A 23,345-nucleotide genomic window follows, 5' to 3' on the forward strand; every position below is an offset into this window, starting at 1 on the left:
CATCTCCTTTTTTCAAGAAATTAATTTGACTTAAAGAGCAATCACTTTGCCTCTCATAGTACCCCAGTGACCCGGGAAACTGCAAATAAATTCATATTCTCCCGCAGGAACTGTAAAGGTAATTGTATCACTTTCACCAGGACCTAATAGTTTAGTGTGAGAAAGGATTGAAGTTTTCATGTCGGCAGGAATGTAATCAGAAGCCTGACTAACCGCTGCTTTTAAAGCAAATTGCTCTGTATCTGTACCTAATTTCAACAACACAAAATTGTGAGACATAGCCTCTTTAGGTAATTTACCGATATTCTTAAGAGATAGGGTTACTTGCTCTCCGGCTTTAACGCGAATTTCGGTTCTGTTGAACTTCATTAAATCATCACCGGTTAATTCCACTGTATTTGAAACCACCGTATCCGATACTGCCTCAGGCGCTGAAACTTCAGGAAGTGAATTATCAACAGCCATCGTGTCTGCTGTTTCTTCTGATGTCTTATTTCCGCCACATGAAGCTAGAAAAAGAGGACTTACAACAGCTAATAAAAAAAATATTTTTTTCATAATTTGATTGTTTTAAATGGCGCAAGTTAGATCAAAGCACAAGATAAATTATCATTTGAAAGTTATTAATCATGCTTGTTCAAAACTGCACGCTATGTGTAGAATATATAAACAAGTTTATGAAAGGAAGGTTTGTGTGTTAACATCGCATACAAAACATTGAGTTAGCTGCTATGATCGGCAACTACTTTCCATTGCCCTTTAATTTTTTTCATCAGTAAAGTAAAGTAACCCTGTGGTTCATCTTTCTCTCTTTTAAGATGCCATGCGCCAACAACAAATGCATGCTCTGAATTGAGCATTCTGATTTCCTGAAAATTGAAAGTCAGAAAGCCCATCTCCTTTTTATCCGGATACCCTTTTTTGTAATTGTCAAGGGTTTGCTGCCATCCATATTTAGGGCCACCTTGGCCAATAAACACTAAAGAGTCTGATTTCCAGTATCCCTGCATATACTCTTCAAGATTTCCATTGTTCCAGGATAATCGCTGGTCTTCAAGAACCTTAATAATTTTTTGCTGCTCTGCCGAAGCGAATGATGTTTGCGATTGCGCAACGGCACTTAGAGAAATCAGAAGTAGTAAAACTGCATAACCTATTTTTTTCATCAGTTGTGATTTTTATAAGGTGAATATTGAAATTATTTTCAAAGTACAGATCGTCTTTAATAAGATCAAATATCACACATTCTAATGTACCGTTTAAATCACCCAATTTTTACATCATCCTAACATTAGTAGAACTCCAAACTTTTATCTTCGAATTCTCGTTAATTAACCTGAAAGGCACACTATGCGGGGACATGAATTCTCGAAATTTATTCCAAACGAACTTCCAAAAGGTGGATTTGAAGAGTTACTGAAATTATTTTTAGAACTATTAAACTATACAGCCGGAGATGCTAATGAATCATTGGCCTGGATGAATGAACTTGATAAGCAATATAATCTAACAACCGATGAATACGGGATGGGAGATTTTATCGATGATTTAAAAAAGAAAGGCTACCTGGGGGATGATGACCAGAATTCAGGGGGTTTTAAAATCACGGCTAAAACAGAACAAAGCATTCGTCAGTCAGCATTAGAAGAAATTTTCGGCAAACTCAAAAAATCAGGTAAAGGAAATCATAATTCCAATATTTCGGGAATTGGTGAAGAAAAGAATGCTGATAGAAGAGAATTTCAATTCGGCGACAGCCTGGATCAGATTGATATGACTGCGTCTATACATAATGCGCAGGTCAATCATGGTATCGGTGATTTTACCATGACTGAACGGGATTTAGAAGTGGAGGAAAAGGATTATAAAACCATTACATCAACGGTTTTAATGATTGACATTTCCCATTCTATGATATTATATGGCGAAGACCGTATTACTCCGGCCAAAAAAGTAGCGATGGCCCTCGCCGAGTTAATTCGAACGAAATATCCTAAAGATACCCTTGATATTGTTGTTTTTGGAAACGATGCATGGCCAATTACTTTAAAAGATCTCCCGTATCTGGAAGTCGGTCCTTATCATACCAATACCTATGCTGGTTTAGAACTTGCTGTAGATATTTTGAGGCGCAGAAAAACACATAACAAGCAGATATTTATGATTACCGACGGCAAGCCGACTTGTTTAAAAGAAGGTAATAAATATTATAAAAACAGTATTGGCCTGGATCGGAAAGTGGTAAGCAAAACGTTGAATATGGCTGCCCAATGCAAGCGGCTTGGAATTCCAATTACAACTTTTATGATAGCCCGCGATCCGTATTTACAGCAATTTGTTAAACAATTTACTGAAGTCAATGCAGGCAAAGCTTTTTACAGCTCATTAAAAGGCCTCGGCGAATACATTTTTGAAGATTATATTAAAAACCGAAGACGAACAGTCAGGTAATTAAACATTGAGTCTTACACCGGCTGAATAACACCAAAGAAAAAATGAATAAACTATCTATAAAAACATTAGCAGAACTTAAGGCTTCTGGATATAAATCACGTTCGGTTAAAGAAGAACTTCGTGAAAATCTGATTATTCAGCTTAAAAATAAAGAAGCCGGCTTTGAAGGAATTATCGGGTATGAAGATACCGTTATTCCAGATCTGCAAACAGCAATTCTGTCACAGCATAATATTCTATTACTGGGATTACGCGGTCAGGCAAAAACACGGATTGCCCGCTTAATGATTAATTTACTCGATGAATATGTACCCTATATTGAAGGTTCAGAATTATTTGAGGATCCGCTAAACCCAATTTCCTGGTTTGGTCATCATGTACTTGAAATTAAAGGCGAGGACACACCCGTATCATGGCTTCACCGTTCAGACCGGTATACTGAAAAATTAGCCACTCCGGATGTTACTGTTGCTGATTTGATTGGTGATGTAGATCCCATCAAAGCGGCCACTATGAAATTGACCTATTCGGATGAACGTGTAATTCATTTCGGATTAATTCCCAGGGCGCACCGTGGTATTTTTGTAATTAACGAATTACCGGATCTTCAGGCCCGTATACAGGTAGCTTTATTTAATATTCTTCAGGAAAAAGATATACAGATCCGAGGATTTAAATTGCGTTTACCTTTAGATATCCAGTTTGTGTTCACCGCCAACCCGGAAGATTATACCAATCGGGGAGCGATTGTTACGCCTCTAAAAGACCGTATTGAAAGTCAGATTCTGACTCACTATCCACAAACTGTAGAAATATCAAGAAAAATTACACAGCAGGAAGCCCGCATCAGCAAAGCTCAAAAAGAATCGGTTGAAGCAGATGGCCTGGTTAAAGACCTGGTTGAACAAATTGCATTTGAGGCTCGTAATTCAGAGTATATTGATAAAAAATCTGGAGTATCTGCCAGGTTAACTATATCGGCTTACGAAAACCTGATCAGTAATGCCGAACGCCGCATGCTTTTAAATAATGAAACACAAACATTTGTCAGGATTTCTGATTTTTTGGGAGTGATTCCTGCCATTACCGGAAAAATAGAACTTGTGTACGAGGGAGAGCTTGAGGGGCCTGCCAAAGTAGCCAACATCCTGGTAGGAAAAGCTATAAAAACATTAATGTCCACCTATTTCCCTGATCCTGAAAAACTCAAAAAGTCTAAAGGTGTAAATCCGTATTCAGAAATTGTGAATTGGTTTGCGGCCGGCAACAGCATCAGTATTCTTGATGATTTGTCTACAACTGATTATAAGGATAACGTTCAATCTGTTCCGGGTTTAAAGGCCATCATTAAACAGTTCCATCCTGCACTTAGTGAGAACCAGAAAATATTACTTATGGAATTTCTTCTGCATGGGCTGGCCGAATATTCTCAGTTAAGTAAGTCATTTTTAAATAATGGATTTACATTTACGGATATGTTTAACAGCTTATTCAGCGCAGAATTTAATGATGAGGACGAAGATTATGGCGATGATAAAGGCCGGTATTAATTTCACCAGACTATTTATATTAGAGGCAATTACACCGTAAATTAATGACCAACAGAATCATCGGATTAATCATCATCAGTATTATTTTGCTGATGATGGATTTATACATTTATAAAGCCATTAAATCATTAAACCCCAAACGCACAGAGAAGCAAAAAACACTTTTCGCTTCTCTGTGGTGGGGATATACCCTGCTTCTGGTTTTGGGCGTTTTTGCAGGGATATTTTTCAATATACGCTTGGCATTCAGATCGGTAATCCTGGTGGCCTTTTTTCTTACCGTCGTCACTAAATTTGCTTATCTCCCATTTTTATTTACAGATGACATTCGCAGATTTTTCATCTGGTTAAAAAGAAAATCAGGATTTAGTAAAGAACCTAAGACTCTCGCAACGGAGGATAGCTCCAATATTCCCCGTTCAGAATTTTTGCTGAAAGCAGGAATGATTGTGGCTGCGGTTCCTCTGGCTTCACTAACGTATGGAATGGCATCTGGTGCTTATGACTACCGTATAAAAAGGCAAGCATTATATCTTCCTAATTTACCCAAATCATTTGACGGAATAACTTTAGCTCAAATCTCGGATGTCCACTCAGGAAGTTTTTACGATCGTAAAGCAGTTCTGGGAGGTGTGGAGTTGTTACAGTCACAAAAACCTGATCTTATATTTTTTACAGGTGACCTGGTGAATAATATCGCTTCAGAAATGAGGGATTACCAGGACATCTTTTCTAAATTAAATGCGCCGCTTGGTGTGTTTTCTGTTTTAGGAAATCATGATTACGGTGATTATCATTTCGGGAAAGAACCCTCTGCAGCAAAGGCTAAAAATCTTGCTGATGTTAAAGCAACCCATAAAAACATGGGCTGGGATCTCCTGTTAAACGAAAACAGAAAAATTAAAATCGGTAGCGAAGAGATTGCCATCATAGGAATTGAAAATTGGGGGGCCGGACGATTTGCCAAATACGGCAATATGGCAGAAGCAGTGAAAGGTACAGATCAGTCACCCCTGAAGCTTTTATTATCTCATGATCCTTCTCACTGGAGGGCACAGGTTTTACCAGAGTATCCGCAAATTGATGCCATGTTTAGCGGGCACACACATGGAATGCAGTTTGGCGTAGTTGCAGAAAAATTTCAATGGAGTCCTGTTCAGTATATATATTCAGAATGGGCGGGCTTGTATCAGGAGCAAAATCAGCAGCTTTATGTAAATGTTGGATATGGATTTCTGGGATATCCGGGCAGAGTTGGTATTCTCCCGGAAATCACGATATTTGAATTGCGCAGCGGAACTAATCCGGCAAATGTAACCTGACCAAATAAGGTCAGGGAAACACGATAGAGAAAGTTTAATTTAAGCAGCACTTATGTCGTCCTTAAATCAGCTATCCGACGGCAGCATAAAATGATGAATAAATATTTCAGGGAATCTCTCGATTTTTTATTGTTCAGCAACTTATTTATTGCCTTGTGTGCAGTGGCTCAGGGATTAGTCACCTATCAGTTATTAAATATTGAGCCGGAAAAACACGTGCTCGCACTCTTGTTTTGTGCAACATTGGCCCAGTATAATTTCAGCATTCTGCTTTCTAAACCCAAAGAACCATTAAAGTCTCCTTTCCGGCGGGTACACTGGATATTTTCACATTACCGGCTCATGATCACGCTGACCATGATCGCGGTATTATCATGCATTCCTCTTTTGTTTTTCCTTTCATTAACCAGTCAGATTCTGCTGGTTTTTTTAGGCATAATATCGGTGGGATATAGTTTACCAATTTTCAGTTTTCACGATAAAAAATTTGGATTAAGAAATATCCCCGGCGTAAAATTATTCCTGATTTCGCTTGTATGGTCGTTAAGCGTGGTTCTATTACCTATACTAGAAATTGAAGGTCAGCACTTATTGTCAATTTCTACCCGGGATACAATTCTGCTAATCGCAAAACGCTTTTTGTTCATTGCTGCCATAACTGTTCCTTTTGATATAAGAGACCTGTTCCAGGATAGAAGCAGTGCGTTAAAAACCATCCCTGTACTAATTGGTGAAAAAAGAGCATATATAGTTTGCCAGGCCTTATTGTTGGCTTACCTCGTATTGCTTTTCCTGTTTACAAAAAATTTCGATTCCAGTTTCTTTGCCTTAACAGCTACCATTTTGTTATCCGGCTGGCTGATTTTTCGTTCCAATTTTAAAAAGAATGAATACTATTATTTTTTGTACCTGGACGGAACGATGATTGTTCAGTTTTTAATGCTGATGATTTTTAGCTGGATACCTGTTTAGCCTATTATTAATTATTTTCCTTAAGCACAATTTCCTGCTTAATTCCTCTATTTTGAATGTGAATTGTTAAGGTGCTGGTGGCACTATTAAACCATGCTGTATTGCCGGTTCTATACATCTTTCCCGGTTTTTTATATTTTATTCTGCTCCCGTTAGAACTTAGCCTTTCCGGTTTAGTAAAATTGGGAATTTCGATATAAATATTTCTAAGCTTGCCGGGTTTTGAACTGGCAATTACAAGTGTATGCTGAGCTTTATTTTGAGAATTTCCGGTAAAGCTTAACAATTCGTATTCCGCCTTTTCAATGGCTTTCGGATCCTTCCCGTTATCATCATATAAAACAAACCGGGCACTTTTTTCCCGGTTAAGGAAATATTTAACCATCAATGTATCGCCAGCATATTTTTCAGTATTCTTAATATCGGTCCCCATCGGAATAAAGCTTCCTGATTTTGCAAAAACCGGAATATCTTCTAAATCAGCTTTAATAATTGCAGAGTCTTTATAAATCTGATTGCTTGTCATATGTACCCAATCCCCTGAAGGAAAAATAACTTTACGCTCCGTTTTGCCTTTTTCAATTATGGGGGTAATTAGCAGATCTTCTCCCCATAAATACGCATCATTTACACTTGCCAAATCAGAGTTTGAAGTATCAAAATAATTAACAGGCATTGCCATAGGCCTGCCGGAAACTGTGTTTTTATAGGATAATGAATAATTATACGGCAGGTATCTATACCTGAGCTTTACATAGGACTTAATAACTTTTTGCGTTTCTGCATCCCAAAAAACGGGCTCGGGTGCGGCTACAGCAGGATCTGCATGCGCCCTGAAAATTGGTGTAAAAGCGGCAAACTGCATCCACCGGATGTAGAGTTCTGCATCTTTTTCTCCAAGTGCAAAACCTCCGGCATCAGAATGCATGTAAGCTATGCCGCTCATGCTCATACCCAGCATAATAGGGATCTGAGCTTTATATCCGCCCCATGACCGGGAAACATCTCCGCTCCAGGGAAAAGTAGAATATCGTTGCATTCCGGCTCCGCCGGATCTGGCCAAATTAAAAACCCGTTGCTGAGGAAAATCCTTTTTATAACCGTCAAAAATTGTTTTTGACCAGATCAATGGATAGACGCTGTGTACGCTTCTTGCTGTTCCATTAATATGTCTGATACTATCGGGATGCTTTTCAGGTTCACCCAAATCACACCACCAACCGGCAACTCCTTCATTAATACGCTGACGGTAAAAATTCCACAAATACTGCTGCGACTTCGGTTTAAAAATATCAATTAAGCCCGAAGCACCGGCCCAGAAATTACCAATTATGTAATCTTTGCCATCAGCATCTTTAGCCAATAAACTTTTGCTGCTAACTTCGTTAAAGTTGTCTGAAAGCTTAGTTACATAAGTTTGGGTAATAGGGATGGTTTTTAAACCCATACTATTTAATTCAGCCAGCATTTTTTCCGGCTGCGGAAATGAATCGCGACGCCAGTCGTGATTTCCCATTGTTTTCACATCGCCATACCAAAAGAGATCAAGAACTACGGCGTCTAATGGATAACCGGCAGCAATAGTTTTACGTGCGGTTTCTATGGTTTCTGCCGCAGATTTATACCCAAATCTGGACTGAATGAAGCCGAGCGCCCATCGGGGCGGCAGGGGTTGTTTTCCACTAAGGGAAGTATATGAATTTAATATCTGATCATTATTTCCGGCTATTACAAAATATGAGACATTTCCGCTTTGGGTTGAATAACTCAGCTCATCGCTTTTGCTTTTTCCCAGATCAAATAATCCGGCTCCCTGATTTTCGAAATAGATTGCATATCCTTTGGATGAAATAATAAGCGGTACCGAAACATTCAGATTTTGTTCACCATATGAATATCCATAATGTGGCTGATGATAATTTTCTAACAAATATCCGCGTCGGTTTACCGGAATCGCCCTTGAACCCGTTCCGGATAAACTTTCTTTATCATCTAACTGAAATGCCAGTCCGTGGATATTTTCGGAATTGCAGTAATAATTAAGATTTCTGGTAAGTGTTTTTCCAGCTTGATTAAACAGAAGCTGAAGATTATTTTTTGATAATGTTAATTCCAGCGAATCGGTTTTGAGAATAATTGATTCCGGAGTTTCGCTAACCTTTGCAATACCAGACTGTGGTTTTGAAACCAGTACATATGAAGAATCCGAAAATTCATTTAAGGCATCTAAATATGTAACCCGTAAAACATTTTGATCATAAGCTGAAATACGGATTTGGCCCGTTTCCGTATTAACCTTTAGATCCTGTCCATCAAAACTAAAATTTTTATATCCTGTGAAGTAAGTTTTAGACTGGCAAAAGGCTGAGGAGGTGGCTGCTAAGAACAGCGCAAAAAAAATCCTGAATTTCATGCTCCCAAACTACAAAAAAGGAAGTTAAAACTCAGGAATTATATGCCAGAGGCTAATTATTTATATTTTATTCGGTCAAAAATTTATATCCGACTCCCCGAATGGTTTGCAGATAATGTGGCTTGTCCGGATTATCTTCAATTTTCTTACGAAGACGAACAATATGCATATCCAATGTGCGGGTATTAACATCGGAGTTATAACCCCAAACTACCATCATCAGCTCATCGCGATTGATAATCTTATTTTCATTTTTAAGAAAATAGAGAAGTATGCGGTTTTCTAAAATAGTCAGCTCCACTTTTTTGCCATCCTTCACCAAAGAATGGGTATTGGGAAAATGTTCCATGTCACCAAACTTATGTGCTTCCGTTTTTTCGCTATTGATGGCAAACTTCACTTTGTTATCAATTAAAGCAATCAGCACATCCATATTAAACGGTTTGGTAACATAATCAGAAATGCCAAAACTGTATGCATCAATTTTGTCTACATCCTGTGCTTTTGCTGTCATCATGATAATGAGGTTATCAAAGCCTTTTTCACGAACAGACTGGCAAACTTCAGAACCTTGTTTTTTAGGAAGCATCCAATCAAGCAAAACGATATCTGGCCTTTCAGTCATGATTACTTCTTCAGCCTCTAAACCATCGGCAGCTTCAAAAACGGTATACCCTTCTGACTGTAATCTATGGCTTACCAGGAAACGAAGATTCTCATCATCTTCAACAACCGCAACTTTTATATCTTTCTGCATAATTATATTTAACTATTTATCAGTTTCACAATATTATTCTTTTGTTTATGCTACCGGCAATTCTTCAAAAGGCAAGGCAATTTTAAATTCAGATCCTTTTCCTTCCCGGCTTTTAACAGCAATCGAGCCGTGCATAAAATTGACCAGTTCCTTACAGAATGCCAATCCCAGTCCTACACTTCCCTGCTGGTTATACTGGCTTTGTATTCTATAAAATTTCTTAAAAATATTCTCTAATTCTTTTTTAGGAATTCCGATTCCCTGATCAGTAAATCTGAAAACTAAATTTTTATTAGCTTTTTTTATCAGTATGTGTAGTTCCTTTTTATCAGTTAATGAATATTTATAAGCGTTATCAATCAAATTTTGAAAAAGACTTCCCAGCAGAACCGGATCCGCTTTAAAATGATCAACTCCCTGTATAGAACAGGTGATATTAAAATGCGGATATTTCAACTGATAAGCATCTATAAGGTTTTGACAAAAAACTTCAAGATTTATTACTTCCTCTTTAATTTTTATTGCTTTATTTTCAATTTGTGTAAATGATAGAAGCCTGTTCATCATATCATTTAACTTATCTGCTTCTTCATCAAGAATTTTGCCATAATGATTACGTTCTCTGTCAGAAAGCTGTGAGGCACTTCGAATATTATTACCGGCGATCTTAATTACGCTTACTGGAGTCTTAAATTCGTGCGTAAGGTTATTGATAAAATCATATTGAAGCTTAAACAATTTACTGTTAATGTTGAGGTTACGAAAAATAAGATAGGCTATAAAAACCAGTACTCCATAAATTACCAGCAGGCTTAGTGCAATAGGTAAAAATCTGAAATTTATTTCCCGGGTTAAATAACTCTTAGAAGAACTGAGATATAATTTGTAATCTGAAAAAGCACCAGGCAGGGGAATATCTGTACTAATCAGTTCAGGATTGTTTTCCAATGACTCATAAACCAGTGGTTTAATGATTATATGCTGATATAATTCAGGATGCGTGTTTTTAATTATGAAACTGTAAGGATTTAGATGAAAAGTCATCAGATCTTGTTCATATACCAGCGAAGGTGGTTGCTCCTTAAACATCAGATCTTTAAAAACCCGTAAATCTTCCCTACGGGGAATACTCATATACGTGATTTTTCTGGCGGTTACGCTGTAAAAAATATTGTACCGGTCATTATCGTTTAGCGCCTGACTTGTATCTGCAGATTCAATAAATCCGGCAAATTTCATAGCCATTTTATTAAATTCATCTGAAGTTTTAAGCGATAACGTATTAGGTAAAATATTTTTAAACAGGAGGATAGAATCTGCCGATACTTTCTTACCAAACTGGTACACTGCTTTTGGTCCCAAAGAGAAATTATTGACCCGTAAACCGTCGGCAATTTTATGGTTGCTAATTCCGGCATCGTAAAAAACAATTCGTTCTACAAAGGGAAATTTTAAAAATACAGTATCAGAATATTTTCTTGCCGACGCTGAATCTAAAAATCCCTGGTAAAAAGATATTTCGGGAATTTTATTCTGAAAAAAATCATTGTAGGGGTTTGCCACTTCCTCTAATACATTAATTTTTTGAGAAATGAATTCATTTTCTACATTTTTTCTGGTCAGATTATAAGCCAGCAACATGGCTACAATTAATGAAACAGAAATAAGTATCAGAAAAGTAACTACTAAAGAAAAGTTCTTGCGGTAAAGCTGTTTTCGCTCGTCCATTTTCTAATTACTTTTTTTTAAGTTTCTACCCAGAAACGCTTCCAGCTCTTTATAAAATTCAATTTTATTTTCCTGTTTATTAAAAAAATGCCCTTCTTCTTCTTTTAAAATGTAGGTAACAGGGATCTGCTTCTTTTTTAATTCTTTAACAAACTGGTTGGTTTCGTTCACATTTACACGCGGATCTTTTGAACCCTGGGCAATTAATACCGGAACTTTAATTTTATCGGTATGAAAAATCGGAGAACTGTTTCTGAAATAATCTCCATCCTTTTCCGGATTACCCACCATTTCAAAATACATTTTTTGATAAGGCTTATAAAAGGGCGGAATTCCTTTTAAATAAGTAAATAGATTGATCAAACCCGAATAGGAAGCTCCGCAGGCGTACAAGTTAGAATTAAAGCACAAACCGTGAAGAGCCGAAAATCCGCCAAAGCTTCCGCCATAAATAGCAATCCGCTGTGGATCTGCAATTTTTGACCTGATTAACCATTTGGTTCCATCTGTAATATCTTCCTGTATTTTGCCGCCCCACTGTTTAAAACCTGCAATCCAGAAGGCTTTGCCATAACCGGTTGAACCGCGGTAATTAAGCTGAAGAACACCGTATCCCCGGTTGGCTAAAAATTGAACTTCGGCATTGTATCCCCATGAATTTCGTGATGATGGACCTCCATGAGGAATTACTACGAACGGTAAATTTGATACTTCCTTCGTATTAGGGAGTGTTAAATATCCGTTAATGATTATTCCGTCGCGGGTTTTAAAACTTATAGGTTTCATTTCACATAACAGTTCCTTTTTTAAAGAGGAATTTACATCACTTAATTTTGTAAGCTTATTAGCTGCTTTAGTGTATAAGTAATATGTTCCCGGATTACGGTCTGTATAGGTGCGCACAATAAAATTATTTTCAGAAGAATCCCGGTCGGTAATTCTGATTTCAGTATTTGGTAACTGCTGTTCAATTAGCTGGTACATCTCTTTTATATCTGCATCCAAATAATAACGTTGCTTCTTCCAGGTTTCATACCCGGCATATTCCAGTTTATTTTTCAATTTAGAAATAACACCGTCAGTAACATCTACCTCCGGATGAGAATAAATTACACGTACTTCTCTTCCGGTCTTACAGTCAAATTCTACCAGTGTCATCCGATCTGTATTTTGATTTGAAAGTGCGAAAATGGATGAGTTTTTACTGAATCCCAGAGGAGCTATTGTAGTTTTAAAATTATTTTTAAGCACCTTCTTAAATTCTTCTTTCTCAGATTCCCGATACAGCAAAGTTTCATCTACGCCATCACTGGCGACGGCCATGCGCAGTTTCCCTTTAGAATCTGCATACCAATTAGTTATATTCCCGGGATTTTTTACAAGCAAAGTAAGCTTTGCATTTTTTATGTTTAGCCGGTAAGGATCGAAAACCGTAGAATCTCTGGTATTTAAAGCAATTAAAATTTCATTATTAATTGCTCTTTCATAACTGATAAGGCTAATTCTGGTTTTTTTATAAGATATCAAATTACGGGTATTTTTGCCATTTCGCTCCACCGCATACAAAGCCGGATCTTCATCTGCATCGTAATTTTTAAGATAGAGGATTTCATTATTATCGGCCCAGAAGTAATAAGCAATATTACGAACAGTATCTGCCGTGAGCTGTGTTACATCTTTGCCATCAATAGTTTGTACAAAAATATTGAGCCGGTTGTGAAAAGGCTTTAAATATGAAATATATTTACCATCCGGTGAAATTGAAAAAGCTGTTTTTTCGGGATTTTTAAAAAAATCCTGCAGGGCAACCTGTTTAACCTTTTCCTCCTGCTTGCAAGCTGAAAAAATTATTGTACTTAATATCAAAAAATACCTGGCGAGTTTCAGCATCAACAATTTATCAAATTTATACGCATCAGAAAAAATAACTAATTAAAATTTCCAGTAATTACTTTCAATAGTTAAAAAAAGCTTCCTAAATAACGAAAGTAAATCTTGTTAAATTACTAAATTGAAAAACAGATCAATGTTATTAGTGCGTAACATTTAAAATACACGGTTGATGAGTCTTAAAAATCAGCGAAATAGGTAATTTTAAACATTCCACAAATTCATTGTAAATGACCAATAAAGGTTTTCAAATGAGGAATCTACTGATTTTTATACTCTTCTTTTTAATATCAAATCTATCTGCTGCTCAGCAAAGTAACTCTGAAGCCTTAGCCGCTCACTATTTTCAAAATGGAGAATATGATAAAGCTGTAGTTATATACGAGGATCTGTATAAAAAGAGCAGAAACTCCAATTATTATGACCCTTATTTTACATGTTTACTGAGACTTAAAAAATACGATGCCGCTGAACAGCTCACACGTAAACTCCAGAAATTAAATCCTCAAAATTATACGTACCCTGTTGACTTAGGAAGAATTTCTCTGGAAAAAGGTGAAAAAGAGAATGCTGAATATTTGTTTAATAGCCTGATAAAAAATCTCCCTAAAAATGAATTTGCTATTCGAGATCTGGCTACAAATTTTTACAGGGCAGAAGCGTATGATCTTTCAATTAAAACCTTTCTGGCGGGCCGAAAATTATTGAATGATGAAAAATCATTCGGCTTTGACCTTATCAGTTTATATCGATATCGAAAGGATAAGCTGATGCTCATGAATGAATATATCACCATGCTTGAGAGTACTCCAGAAATTTTAACGCAGGCTCAAAATTCACTCGCAAATTTACTTGAGGAGCCATCGGATTATGAAATCTTAAAAACATCTCTGCTGCGGCGTATTCAAAAAGATCCACAAAATGTTTCTTATACCGAGTTTTTAGTTTGGGTGTATATTCAGCAGAAGGAGTTTAGCATGGCCGTTAAACAATCTCTCGCATTAGACCGGCGATTGAAAGAAGACGGAGAAAGGGTATTTGAATTATCGCGAATTTTAACGGGCAATATGGCTTATGAACAGGCTATTGAAGCTTTGGAATATCTGGCTCAAAAAGGTGAAGAAAGCCGGTATTACCTGCCGTCTAAAATAGATCTGTTAAATTTAAAAACCAAAATGCTCACAACAGGCAAATTCAGCCAGGAAGAGCTGCTTAATCTGGAAAAAGATTATGAATATTTACTGGATAAATTCGGGCGTAATTCAGGAACCTCTTTTGCTATCAGGCAGCTTGCATCTTTGCAGGCTTATTATCTTAAAAAACCACAGGCTGCAATTACAGAATTAGAAAATCTGCTGGATTTACCGGCATTGAACTCTCTGGTTATTGCTAAAGCTAAACTTGAACTGGGGGATATATTTATATTATCCGGAGAGGTGTGGGATGCAGCTCTTATTTACGGGCAAGTTGAAAAGCAGTTTGCTAATGAGCCATCAGGCCAGGAAGCTAAATTTAAAAACGCCCGACTATCCTATTTTCAAGGCGATTTTTTGTGGGCAAAAGCCCAGCTTGATGTTTTAAAAGCATCCACTTCGCAACTATTTGCAAATGATGCTTTAAATTTAAGATTGCTTATTACAGATAATTTGCAAAATGAAGCAGATACCAATGCGTTAAAAATGTACGCACAAGCTGACCTGCTGATTTTTAAAAACCAATCTGATCCTGCACTACTCATACTTGACAGCATTGAAAGTAAATTTCCGGGCAACTCCTTAACTGACGATATTTTAATGTCGAAAGCCAAAATACACATTACCAAAAATGAATTTAAACCGGCTGTTGCTGAGCTTCAAAAAATATATGATAATTTCTCCTTTGATCTTTGGGCAGATGATGCAATTTTTATGCTTGCCGATCTGAATGAAAATAAATTAAATCAGCCGGAGAAAGCAAAAATCCTGTATCAAAAAATTATTAGCGATTACCCGGGGAGCTTATTTGTAATCGAGGCCCGAAAACGCTTTAGAAATCTGCGTGGGGATTCGGCTGGATCGTAACTGATCTTTCTTTACATTCTACCAAAGATGTTTAAAAAACTATCTTTGTATCATGATATTATACAACGTAACGACCATCCTGGATGAAGAAATCCAACATGAGTGGTTAACATGGATGCAAGATCAGCATATAGCCGACATGATGGCAACTTCCTGTTTTGTATCTCACAGAATACTTAAAGTTATTGATTCACCTAATGAAGGTGTAACCTATTGCATGCAGTATACTGCTGAAAACCGCGAAAAATATGAGGAATACAAATCCAAATATGCTCCGGAAATTCAGGCTTCTTTTCCTCAAAAGTTCGCCAATAAGTTTGTTATTTACCGCTCTCTAATGGAATTTGTTGATTAGTATGAAATTTATAGAAACCGAGCTTAAAGATGCCTTAATTATAGAACCAAAAATATGGAAGGATGACCGGGGTTATTTTTATGAAAGCTTCAGCAAAAAATTATTTAAAGATGCGGGTATTGATGTAGATTTTGTTCAGGATAATCAGTCTCTTTCGCAACCGGGTACCTTACGTGGTTTGCATGCCCAGGCTCCCCCGTTTGCGCAGGGAAAATTAGTCAGGGTTATACAGGGAAAAGCTTTAGATGTTATTGTTGATGCCCGTACAAATTCTGCTACTTTCGGCAAACACCTAAGCGTTGAATTGAGCGGAGAAAATCATCGTTTATTTTGGGTGCCTCCCGGATTTCTACATGGCTTTGTAACGCTTGAAGAGAATACAATTTTCAGCTATAAGGTAACCAACCTTTATAATAAAGAATCAGAAATTGGTGTCATCTGGAACGACCCAACCCTAAATATTGATTGGCAAATTAATCCGGATCAGGTTATTTTGTCTGAAAAAGATAAAACTCTGCCCACCTTTAAAGATTTTGAGAGCCCTTTTAACTTATAAAAGTTTCCAGCCGATAAAATAATAAAGGCGATGAATAAAATATTCATCGCCTTTATTATTAAAAGGTTATCCCGAATGACTTTACTTTATAAGATTATATAATTCATCTAATTTCGGAGATAATACAATTTCTATACGACGGTTACGGCTTCGGATTTCAGGTGTAGAACCTGCTGCAATAGGCTGATGCTCTCCTTTTCCGGTAGCGGTAATTCTGTTATTCTCCACTTTTTCAACATCTGTTAAATAACGAACAACAGAGGTTGCTCTTAACACACTTAAATCCCAGTTATCCTTTATCTGACCCAGATTTAAAACGCGTTGATTATCTGTATGGCCCTCAACAGAAATATTAATTTCTGGCTGAGTTTTTAAAACTGTAGCCAGTTCCTGTAATGCCTGCTTGCCTTTCTCATCAATAATAATACTTCCGGTACCGAATAATAACTTATCCGTTAGTGAAACATATACTTTTCCGTCACGAATGTCAACTGACAATCCGCTTTGCTGGAAACCCAGCAAGGCTTTCTGTAATTTATTCTTAAGTGCATTGGTAGCTTCATCGCGTTTACGCAAAATATCTTCCACTTCATTTAAACGAGCTTCACGCTTTTTAAGATCATCTGAAAGCTTATTTATTTCAGTAGAACTATTTGAGCGTAAAGATGCGTAATTGGCATCCAGACCTTGTAATTTTTCCTGTAACTCAGCAATACGGGCGTTGATTCTGGTGGTATCACCCTGAAGTCTTTTAATTTCATCCTCAAGACTTTCAATTTTAAGCTGAGCAGCTTCCCATCCTAAAGAAAGGGAGTCTCTTTGTGCTAATAAAGCATTGTACTTTTTAGGAGATAAAACGATACATGAACTGAATGAACCGATTAGTACTGTTAGTAAAATTGCAATGTTTAGTTTCTTCATTATATTTCTTGTTTAGTTATGATAATGCATTGCGCAAATAAACTATAAAAGGATGCATTATTGCAAAACCCATGATAACTTTTTTCACAGCATCTTTTTGTTGAAGTTCTTTAGCCGTGAGTTTATGACTAACCGTAAAGCTTTTAAGCTTTAAATAATTAATTTCAGAATGGTCTGCGGAGTAACCCTTTGGAACTGTTTTTAAGGTGTGTTCTGTTTCCAGAGAGCCAAAATAATTTTGGAATTCTGTATTGTCAATAATCTTTCTGAATTCTCCTGAATTGTAATCAATCTCCTGTCTGATGAGTTTTAGCTGTTCGGGCTCAGGAAGCCAACAGCCACCCGCCACAAAACATTCATCCGGATTAATGTGCAGATAATATCCGGGGCCGTTAAAATTTTTACCGTAGGGAGAAATGCCAGCGCCAAAGTTTGTTTTATAGGGCGTTTTATCTTTACTAAAACGTATATCCCGATAAATCCGCATCACACAGGCTTTTGGATCCAGATCGGCTGGAATCAATTGATCAATCAGCGAAAGTTCGGTTATAATTTCTCCGGTAAAGTCAAGAACATTATTTCTGGCCTTATCATGCTCCTCTTTATGTGCATGAAACCATTCACGTTCATTATTCTGATTTAGTTCCTTTAAAAAATTAAACGTGGCTTCGGTAATCATCAGAATCGTAGTAGGAGTTATATTTTACTTTGGGAGTTAAATAATGCAATAATATAACTCGTGAATATCTGTAATTGAATGGCGAAAAAAGTAGTGTACCTGCCAGAATAACACCAATATAAAGCCAGGGAGTTTCCATCTCACCTGATAAATAATAGGTGAGCATACCCAAAATAACCATTTGTGCTACATTAAAAGCATAGCTTACATACATGGCCGCATAAAAATAGCCGGGTTCTACCTCAAAGCGCATTCCGCAGTTTGGACAAAATTCATTGGTCTTTTGTAGTTTAATTCCATACATGGGTCCCGAGAATATTTTGCCGCGATGACATTTTGGACATTTAGCATGAATAACTGCGTTGATTTTGGATGTGAGCATATTGAAGAAACGAAGATTAAAGAATAAACAGGATTCACCTCTATTAATTCCAAAGAGGAGAATTTGGCGCCGGGTGGGTTTAATTTAAATTTATCTTTTCGTCCTTTATGTTAATTGCCACATTTTTACGGCGATATTTTTTATACCATAAAAATCCAATGCCGGCAACAGCCAGGTAAGGTGCAGCCAAAAGATATAAAATACCATCGTTTAAACCTTTTCCCTGCGTGTTGCCATTCTTTACAGAATTTTCTGCATTTAATGTACACATGGAGCATTGAGCAGAAACATCAACAGCGGTTAAACTCAAAAAAGATATGATGAAAATTACAGATAACTTTTTGATAGTCTTCATATTCCAAATATACGTCAACACATTAAAAAATTGGACAATTGTATCAGTAAAATTTGAATTTTACATTAAGCAGAACGTAAGACCGATGATATTAGAAAGTATAATAAGGAGAGATCATAACATAAACAATAACACCGGTTATGGTTACATATAACCATATTGGAAAACTCCAGCGAACCAGTTTGCGATGCTTTTCAACCTGCATCTGCAAACCTTTCTGAAAGCTGAAAAGTACCAGAGGTAAAACCGCTGCGGCCAATATGATATGTGTGATTAAAATGAAATAATAGAATACTTTCATTGCCCCTTCTCCGCCATAAGAAGTTTTTATACCTGTGGCGTGAAATATGATATAAGAAACCAGGAATAAAGAGGATAAAATGAAGGTTAGAATATTGATTTTTTTGTGAGCGTTGATATTTTTCCTCTTTATAAAATAAAGAGAGATCAGAAGCAATATACTGCAGGTACCGTTAATAATAGCATTTAATTTAGGGAGAAAAAAAACCCAGTTGGGGATAGCCGCTTTATCGGGAAAAATATTGAGGATATTGCTTTGCAGAATCAGTACAACCGCAAATACAACAATTGATACAGCAACTATTAGTCTGAAAATTAATTTATCATTCATCGGTTAAAATATATTCCTCAAGGATATTTAACTTTGCGGAGTTCTTCGGTAATCAAAACCTTGATTTCATCACTCAACAAATCTACCTGAGCTTTATTTGTTGAATCATAATATCCCCTGATGCGTTTTGAAGGATCCAAAAGAATAAGCATCGGGCTATGTATGAAATTATTTACGCTGGAAGTATCTTTTAAAGCATCAACTAAAAAGTCTTTCCTAGCTATTTGAAAAATAGTATCCTGATTTCCTGTAAGGAATTTCCACTTTTCTCCAGGCAAATTATAACCGGAAGAATATTTTTTTAATACTTCGGGCGTGTCAAACTCCGGATCTACCGTAATTGACATAAACCGTACTAGTGAATTTCCTGCAAATTGACCGGCAACCCGTGCCATTTCTTTATTCATATCCTTACAAAAAGAAGGACATCTTGAGAAGAAAAAATTAACAACTGTTATACTGCTGCTATCACTTTTTAACGAATAGCTCTGTCCCTCCTGATCAGTTAACTGAAAATTTCGGATAGTATGATAAATTGTATCTGGAATCTGTTTTCCACGTTTTGTATGGAAGGTGGAGGCAACCTGCTTGGGGCCGAAAACACTCAGCGGATGATATCTGTTTTTACCTTTCTCCTGAAGTAAATAATACAATAATCCTGGTACCGCAAGAAGGATAACCAGGATTATAATTTTTTTAAAAGGAGAAGTTGACTTGTTCATTAATTCATGTGAACGTTCAGGTAGGAACCTTCTGTCAACATCAGAATTATAAAGTATATAATAAATACTAACGAGATGGTAATACCGGTTTTTAAAGCTAATTTTTCAAACTTCAGGTGCATAAAATATGCAACAATGTAAAAAGCTTTAACAAGGGTAAGCACAATATAGGCGAAATTTCCAAGCCCATGACCTATAATACCTTTAGGCAACATGTACAATGCTATAAAGAATTCTACAGCTGTAATTCCCAACAGGTAAAAGAAAACCTGCCAAATCTTTTTCTTGGTCATGCCTTCATGCTCGCCGGCATGTGCATCTTGATCATGTATATTTTCTACTGACATTATTTTGCTTTATCAGAATTAAACTAAATAGAAGAATGTAAATACGAATACCCAAACCAAATCTACAAAGTGCCAGTAAAGGCCAACTTTTTCAACCATCAGGTAACTGCCACGCTTATGAAATACGTTTGTGACGGTCATAATTAGTATGATAATATTAATTAATACACCTGTAAAAACGTGAAATCCGTGAAAGCCTGTTATTGTGAAGAACAGATTGGAGAACTGCAAAGCACCAATGGTTTCAATGCCTTTGTAAGTATCAGGGAAGCTTCCCCACCAATATCCTTCGTGATGTAAGTGCGACCACTCTAAAGCCTGGCAACCAAGGAACATTAATCCTCCGATAATGGTACCAACCATCCACCATACAACTTCTTTTTTTGATCTGCGATGTCCTGCTTCTACAGCAAGTACCATCGTTACAGAACTCATGATCAAAATAAAAGTCATGATACCCACAAAAACTAAAGGGTAACCTTCATTTGCGATGCCTGGAATAGATTGAAAAACCACGTCAGGATCGGGCCAGGTCATTTTACTAAATCGCTGAGCTCCATAGTAAATCAGGAAAGCAGAAAAAGTAAAAGCATCGGAAAGCAAGAAAAACCACATCATCAATTTGCCGTATTCAACAGCAAAAGGAGATTTTCCACCACTCCAGGCGTCGGTTTTTATTTCATCAATTTGTGATACAGTAGAACTCATTTAAGTGATGGGATTTGGGTTATTATTGGTTCAAAAGTAAGAAAACATATAGATAAATCCATAGTATATCTATAAAATGCCAAAATATTGAGGAGACCTCTAAACGGAATATATTACGAACCTGAGGGATATTCTGATAAACTCCTGCAAGTGCGAAAAACAACATAATAATTCCGGCTAAAATATGCACCAGGTGTGCCCCAGAAAATATATAGACAAATGACTGAGAAGCATTATAGTTAACAAAAAATACCCCCTGTTCGGTTAGGGTTTGCCAGGCAGAAAACTGGAAGTAAGTAAATAAAAAACCTAGTGAAATGGTAATTATTAAATATAACTTTTGCTTACTAAACTGAAGTCTTTTACCCGACAGGTATGCCAGATGCATAGTGATGCTGCTTATAATAATAACCGCCGAACTGTATTTAAAAGCTTGAGGAAGTATGGTTTTTAAACCTCTTTCTGCACTTCCGGCAGTGTATACAATAAAGCCACTTGTTAACGCCGCAAACATCATAAAAGATGAGATGATGAACAGCCAGATTAAAAACTTTTTAGCCTTTAAATTTTGTTTGTATTGTTCAGAAGATATCTGCCTCATATAACTACTTTTTAATAAAATCAAATAATAATGCCAGTTGCACCACCGGCAAATACAGGAAAGAGCTGTACATCAGCTTTTTTGCGGATAGTACATTTCCCTGCAGATGTAACTGGATTGCATACCAGCAAAAAATCAATCCGCAAATTGTTGTGATAGTGGCATAAACATATCCGCCAAATCCGTAAATGGTTGGCATAAATCCAACGCCAATTAATAATATAGTAGATAATACCGTTAAAAAACTGCTTGTTCTATCTCTTTTTGTTGTTGGCAATAATCTGAATCCGGCCCGCTTATAATCATCATCCAATACCCAGGCTATAGCCCAGAAATGCGGGAATTGCCATACAAATTGAATGATAAATAGTATTACGGGTATCCATGAAATCTCCGGACGATCAAAGGCTGCAAAGTAACCGATAAGCGGTGGAAGAGCTCCCGGAAATGCGCCAATAAAAACAGCTATAGGCGATTTCCTTTTCATTGGAGTATACAAAAACGCATACAGGAATATGGAAAATACGGAAAGAACTCCGGTAAGAAAATTCAGCTTAACCAAAATCAGGGTGCCAAAAATGCCCATAAATAAACTGAGCACCAATGCCTGGCCCGTTGTCATCCGTCCAGCCGGAATGGGACGATCCAGGGTACGAAGCATTAATTTATCCAGATCTTTTTCGATAATCTCGTTAAATCCATTGGCGGCAGAAGTAACCAAAAATCCGCCAATTGTTAATATAAACCAATTAACCCAAATGATATCGCCCTGAACTTTACTTCCGATAAGAAAAGAAACAGAGGCAGAAAAAACGACAGTTAATGTTAACCGAAGCTTTATTAATTTTTTAAAGTCTGATAGAAAATTCTTCACGCTAATTTCCGTCTATACATTTTATTTCTTCCCAACAATAGCATTAAATAGAACTGAGCACCAAACAATAAACTTGCTAAAAAGAGATGCGTAGCCTGACTAACCGGAGGCAGAGCCAGATAGGATAATACGATTCCTGTTATAATCTGTAATACAATTAAAAATATAATCAGAGATATAAACTTAAATTGAAGTCCGTTTAACAAATACCGGCTCCTTACCATTACAAAAAGAATTACATTAACAATAACTACAGCAATTGCAAGATCTCTGTGAATATTAAAATTGGATCCCACATTTGAAACCCATTCAGAACGCCCCATATTATTCATGCTTTTGGCAATCTCATCTATTTGCTCTCTTACAGTAGTTCCTAATGTAATCTGAACCAGTGTTAATAAGATCGCAAAAATAGCGAATCCCCGTAAATAAGGTTCTGATCTGTTTGTCAAAATATGACGTTCACGCCAAACTTTTGCCTGAAAATAAGTATAGATGCTAATGGCCAGAATTGCTAAAGCCAGTAACATATGAACCGTAACTACCCAGGATAGTAAATTTGTAGAAACGACTATAGAACCAAGCCAGCCCTGAAATCCAACTAAAATTAAATTCAGAAGACTTAAAAAAAATATTTTCTTGCGTGAGCGGATATACGTAACCGAGAAAAACAAGCATCCGATCAATAAAAATCCACAGATTACGCCGATCAGCCTATTGATATATTCGATCCAGGTGTTTACTGCATTAAATTCTTCATGTTCAAATATGCTTTGATCTTTACGGATTTTTATAGCCATATCTCCAAAGCCGAAAACATCTAACATCTTGGCAAAACGTTCATTCTTGGCAACCCGTTTATCCACATATTTTTGAAGATAATTATCTGGTAACTGAGATGAATTTGTAGGGGGGATAAATTGATCGAAACATTTTGGCCAATCGGGGCAGCCCATCCCGGAACCGGAACTTCTAACAATTCCACCGGCAAGAATTAAAACAAAAAGAGTAATAATTGAAATAAAATTAATCTTCAGAAATCTCTTTTCGCTTGAGGGATACATTTAG

Annotated in this window: 24 protein-coding genes; 7 read left to right on the plus strand and 17 right to left on the minus strand. The window is 36.7% G+C overall.

Annotated elements, in window-relative coordinates; translation table 11 throughout:
- Positions 1 to 30: 30 nt before the first annotated feature.
- Positions 31 to 558 carry a plastocyanin/azurin family copper-binding protein gene (locus G521_RS17980; RefSeq protein ID WP_026897050.1) on the minus strand — a complete coding sequence of 176 codons (528 nt, stop codon included), beginning with the start codon at positions 556 to 558 and terminating at the stop codon, positions 31 to 33.
- A gap of 164 nt (positions 559 to 722) precedes the next feature.
- Positions 723 to 1,166 (minus strand): YybH family protein, encoded by a 444-nt coding sequence (locus G521_RS0102165; RefSeq protein WP_026897051.1) that lies wholly within the window; start codon positions 1,164 to 1,166, stop codon positions 723 to 725.
- A 184-nt stretch (positions 1,167 to 1,350) separates the two neighbouring features.
- Here G521_RS0102165 and G521_RS0102170 point away from each other — a divergent pair, with 184 nt between their 5' ends.
- From G521_RS0102170 to G521_RS0102185, 4 genes are all read left to right on the plus strand, one after another.
- The gene (locus tag G521_RS0102170) at positions 1,351 to 2,451 is read left to right on the plus strand and encodes a vWA domain-containing protein (protein ID WP_026897052.1); all 1,101 of its coding nucleotides are present in this window, start codon (positions 1,351 to 1,353) and stop codon (positions 2,449 to 2,451) included.
- 44 nt (positions 2,452 to 2,495) lie between these two features.
- Complete coding sequence (locus G521_RS0102175) at positions 2,496 to 4,004, plus strand: sigma 54-interacting transcriptional regulator (RefSeq protein WP_026897053.1); 1,509 nt, start codon at positions 2,496 to 2,498, stop codon at positions 4,002 to 4,004.
- 44 nt (positions 4,005 to 4,048) lie between these two features.
- Positions 4,049 to 5,326 (plus strand): metallophosphoesterase, encoded by a 1,278-nt coding sequence (locus G521_RS0102180; RefSeq protein ID WP_026897054.1) that lies wholly within the window; start codon positions 4,049 to 4,051, stop codon positions 5,324 to 5,326.
- 90 nt (positions 5,327 to 5,416) lie between these two features.
- Positions 5,417 to 6,298 (plus strand): UbiA family prenyltransferase, encoded by an 882-nt coding sequence (locus G521_RS0102185; RefSeq protein ID WP_026897055.1) that lies wholly within the window; start codon positions 5,417 to 5,419, stop codon positions 6,296 to 6,298.
- 7 nt (positions 6,299 to 6,305) lie between these two features.
- On the opposite strand, the gene G521_RS16285 is transcribed toward G521_RS0102185, so the two are convergent.
- The 4 genes from G521_RS16285 to G521_RS0102205 all read right to left on the minus strand — a co-directional run bounded on the left by G521_RS16285 (position 6,306) and on the right by G521_RS0102205 (position 13,086).
- Positions 6,306 to 8,711 carry a TIM-barrel domain-containing protein gene (locus G521_RS16285; protein WP_051189388.1) on the minus strand — a complete coding sequence of 802 codons (2,406 nt, stop codon included), beginning with the start codon at positions 8,709 to 8,711 and terminating at the stop codon, positions 6,306 to 6,308.
- 67 nt (positions 8,712 to 8,778) lie between these two features.
- Positions 8,779 to 9,468, minus strand: coding sequence for a response regulator transcription factor (locus tag G521_RS0102195; RefSeq protein ID WP_026897056.1), 690 nt, complete (start codon positions 9,466 to 9,468; stop codon positions 8,779 to 8,781).
- A 45-nt stretch (positions 9,469 to 9,513) separates the two neighbouring features.
- The gene (locus G521_RS0102200) at positions 9,514 to 11,196 is read right to left on the minus strand and encodes a sensor histidine kinase (RefSeq protein ID WP_026897057.1); all 1,683 of its coding nucleotides are present in this window, start codon (positions 11,194 to 11,196) and stop codon (positions 9,514 to 9,516) included.
- 3 nt (positions 11,197 to 11,199) lie between these two features.
- Positions 11,200 to 13,086, minus strand: a complete 1,887-nt coding sequence (locus G521_RS0102205; protein WP_026897058.1) for a S9 family peptidase — start codon at positions 13,084 to 13,086, stop codon at positions 11,200 to 11,202.
- A 251-nt stretch (positions 13,087 to 13,337) separates the two neighbouring features.
- On the opposite strand from G521_RS0102205, the gene G521_RS0102210 reads away from it, so the two are divergent.
- Genes G521_RS0102210 through rfbC form a run of 3 tightly spaced genes read left to right on the plus strand, consistent with a single transcriptional unit; the run spans position 13,338 to position 16,057 of the window.
- Positions 13,338 to 15,146, plus strand: a complete 1,809-nt coding sequence (locus G521_RS0102210; protein ID WP_026897059.1) for a tetratricopeptide repeat protein — start codon at positions 13,338 to 13,340, stop codon at positions 15,144 to 15,146.
- Between the two features lie 52 nt (positions 15,147 to 15,198).
- Positions 15,199 to 15,501: a DUF4286 family protein gene (locus tag G521_RS0102215; protein ID WP_026897060.1), complete on the plus strand. Its 303-nt coding sequence runs from the start codon at positions 15,199 to 15,201 to the stop codon at positions 15,499 to 15,501.
- Position 15,502: 1 nt separating this feature from the next.
- A complete protein-coding gene (rfbC, locus tag G521_RS0102220; protein ID WP_026897061.1) occupies positions 15,503 to 16,057 on the plus strand; it encodes a dTDP-4-dehydrorhamnose 3,5-epimerase in 555 nt (184 codons plus the stop codon).
- 81 nt (positions 16,058 to 16,138) lie between these two features.
- Here rfbC and G521_RS0102225 read toward each other — a convergent pair whose 3' ends face one another.
- The 11 genes from G521_RS0102225 to G521_RS0102275 all read right to left on the minus strand — a co-directional run bounded on the left by G521_RS0102225 (position 16,139) and on the right by G521_RS0102275 (position 23,341).
- Positions 16,139 to 16,978 (minus strand): OmpA/MotB family protein, encoded by an 840-nt coding sequence (locus tag G521_RS0102225; RefSeq protein WP_026897062.1) that lies wholly within the window; start codon positions 16,976 to 16,978, stop codon positions 16,139 to 16,141.
- 16 nt (positions 16,979 to 16,994) lie between these two features.
- The gene (locus G521_RS0102230; protein ID WP_026897063.1) at positions 16,995 to 17,657 is read right to left on the minus strand and encodes a DUF2461 domain-containing protein; all 663 of its coding nucleotides are present in this window, start codon (positions 17,655 to 17,657) and stop codon (positions 16,995 to 16,997) included.
- A complete protein-coding gene (locus G521_RS0102235; protein ID WP_026897064.1) occupies positions 17,635 to 18,039 on the minus strand; it encodes a DUF983 domain-containing protein in 405 nt (134 codons plus the stop codon). The genes G521_RS0102230 and G521_RS0102235 overlap by 23 nt, the downstream gene beginning before the upstream one ends.
- 79 nt (positions 18,040 to 18,118) lie before the next feature.
- Positions 18,119 to 18,394 (minus strand): hypothetical protein, encoded by a 276-nt coding sequence (locus G521_RS0102240; protein WP_026897065.1) that lies wholly within the window; start codon positions 18,392 to 18,394, stop codon positions 18,119 to 18,121.
- Between the two features lie 91 nt (positions 18,395 to 18,485).
- The gene (locus G521_RS0102245; RefSeq protein ID WP_026897066.1) at positions 18,486 to 19,025 is read right to left on the minus strand and encodes a DUF420 domain-containing protein; all 540 of its coding nucleotides are present in this window, start codon (positions 19,023 to 19,025) and stop codon (positions 18,486 to 18,488) included.
- 17 nt (positions 19,026 to 19,042) lie between these two features.
- The gene (locus G521_RS0102250; protein WP_026897067.1) at positions 19,043 to 19,747 is read right to left on the minus strand and encodes an SCO family protein; all 705 of its coding nucleotides are present in this window, start codon (positions 19,745 to 19,747) and stop codon (positions 19,043 to 19,045) included.
- A complete protein-coding gene (locus tag G521_RS0102255; protein ID WP_026897068.1) occupies positions 19,747 to 20,094 on the minus strand; it encodes a cytochrome C oxidase subunit IV family protein in 348 nt (115 codons plus the stop codon). Before G521_RS0102255 ends, G521_RS0102250 begins: the two co-directional genes overlap by 1 nt.
- A gap of 18 nt (positions 20,095 to 20,112) precedes the next feature.
- The gene (locus tag G521_RS0102260) at positions 20,113 to 20,802 is read right to left on the minus strand and encodes a cytochrome c oxidase subunit 3 (protein ID WP_026897069.1); all 690 of its coding nucleotides are present in this window, start codon (positions 20,800 to 20,802) and stop codon (positions 20,113 to 20,115) included.
- Between the two features lie 22 nt (positions 20,803 to 20,824).
- Positions 20,825 to 21,403: a cytochrome c oxidase subunit 3 gene (locus G521_RS0102265; protein WP_026897070.1), complete on the minus strand. Its 579-nt coding sequence runs from the start codon at positions 21,401 to 21,403 to the stop codon at positions 20,825 to 20,827.
- Positions 21,404 to 21,407: 4 nt separating this feature from the next.
- On the minus strand, positions 21,408 to 22,277 hold the full coding sequence (cyoE, locus tag G521_RS0102270; protein ID WP_026897071.1) for a heme o synthase: 870 nt from the start codon (positions 22,275 to 22,277) through the stop codon (positions 21,408 to 21,410).
- Positions 22,274 to 23,341, minus strand: coding sequence for a COX15/CtaA family protein (locus G521_RS0102275; protein WP_026897072.1), 1,068 nt, complete (start codon positions 23,339 to 23,341; stop codon positions 22,274 to 22,276). Before G521_RS0102275 ends, cyoE begins: the two co-directional genes overlap by 4 nt.
- Positions 23,342 to 23,345: the final 4 nt, after the last annotated feature.

Source organism: Daejeonella oryzae DSM 19973 (assembly GCF_000422945.1).
GTDB lineage: Bacteria > Bacteroidota > Bacteroidia > Sphingobacteriales > Sphingobacteriaceae > Daejeonella > Daejeonella oryzae.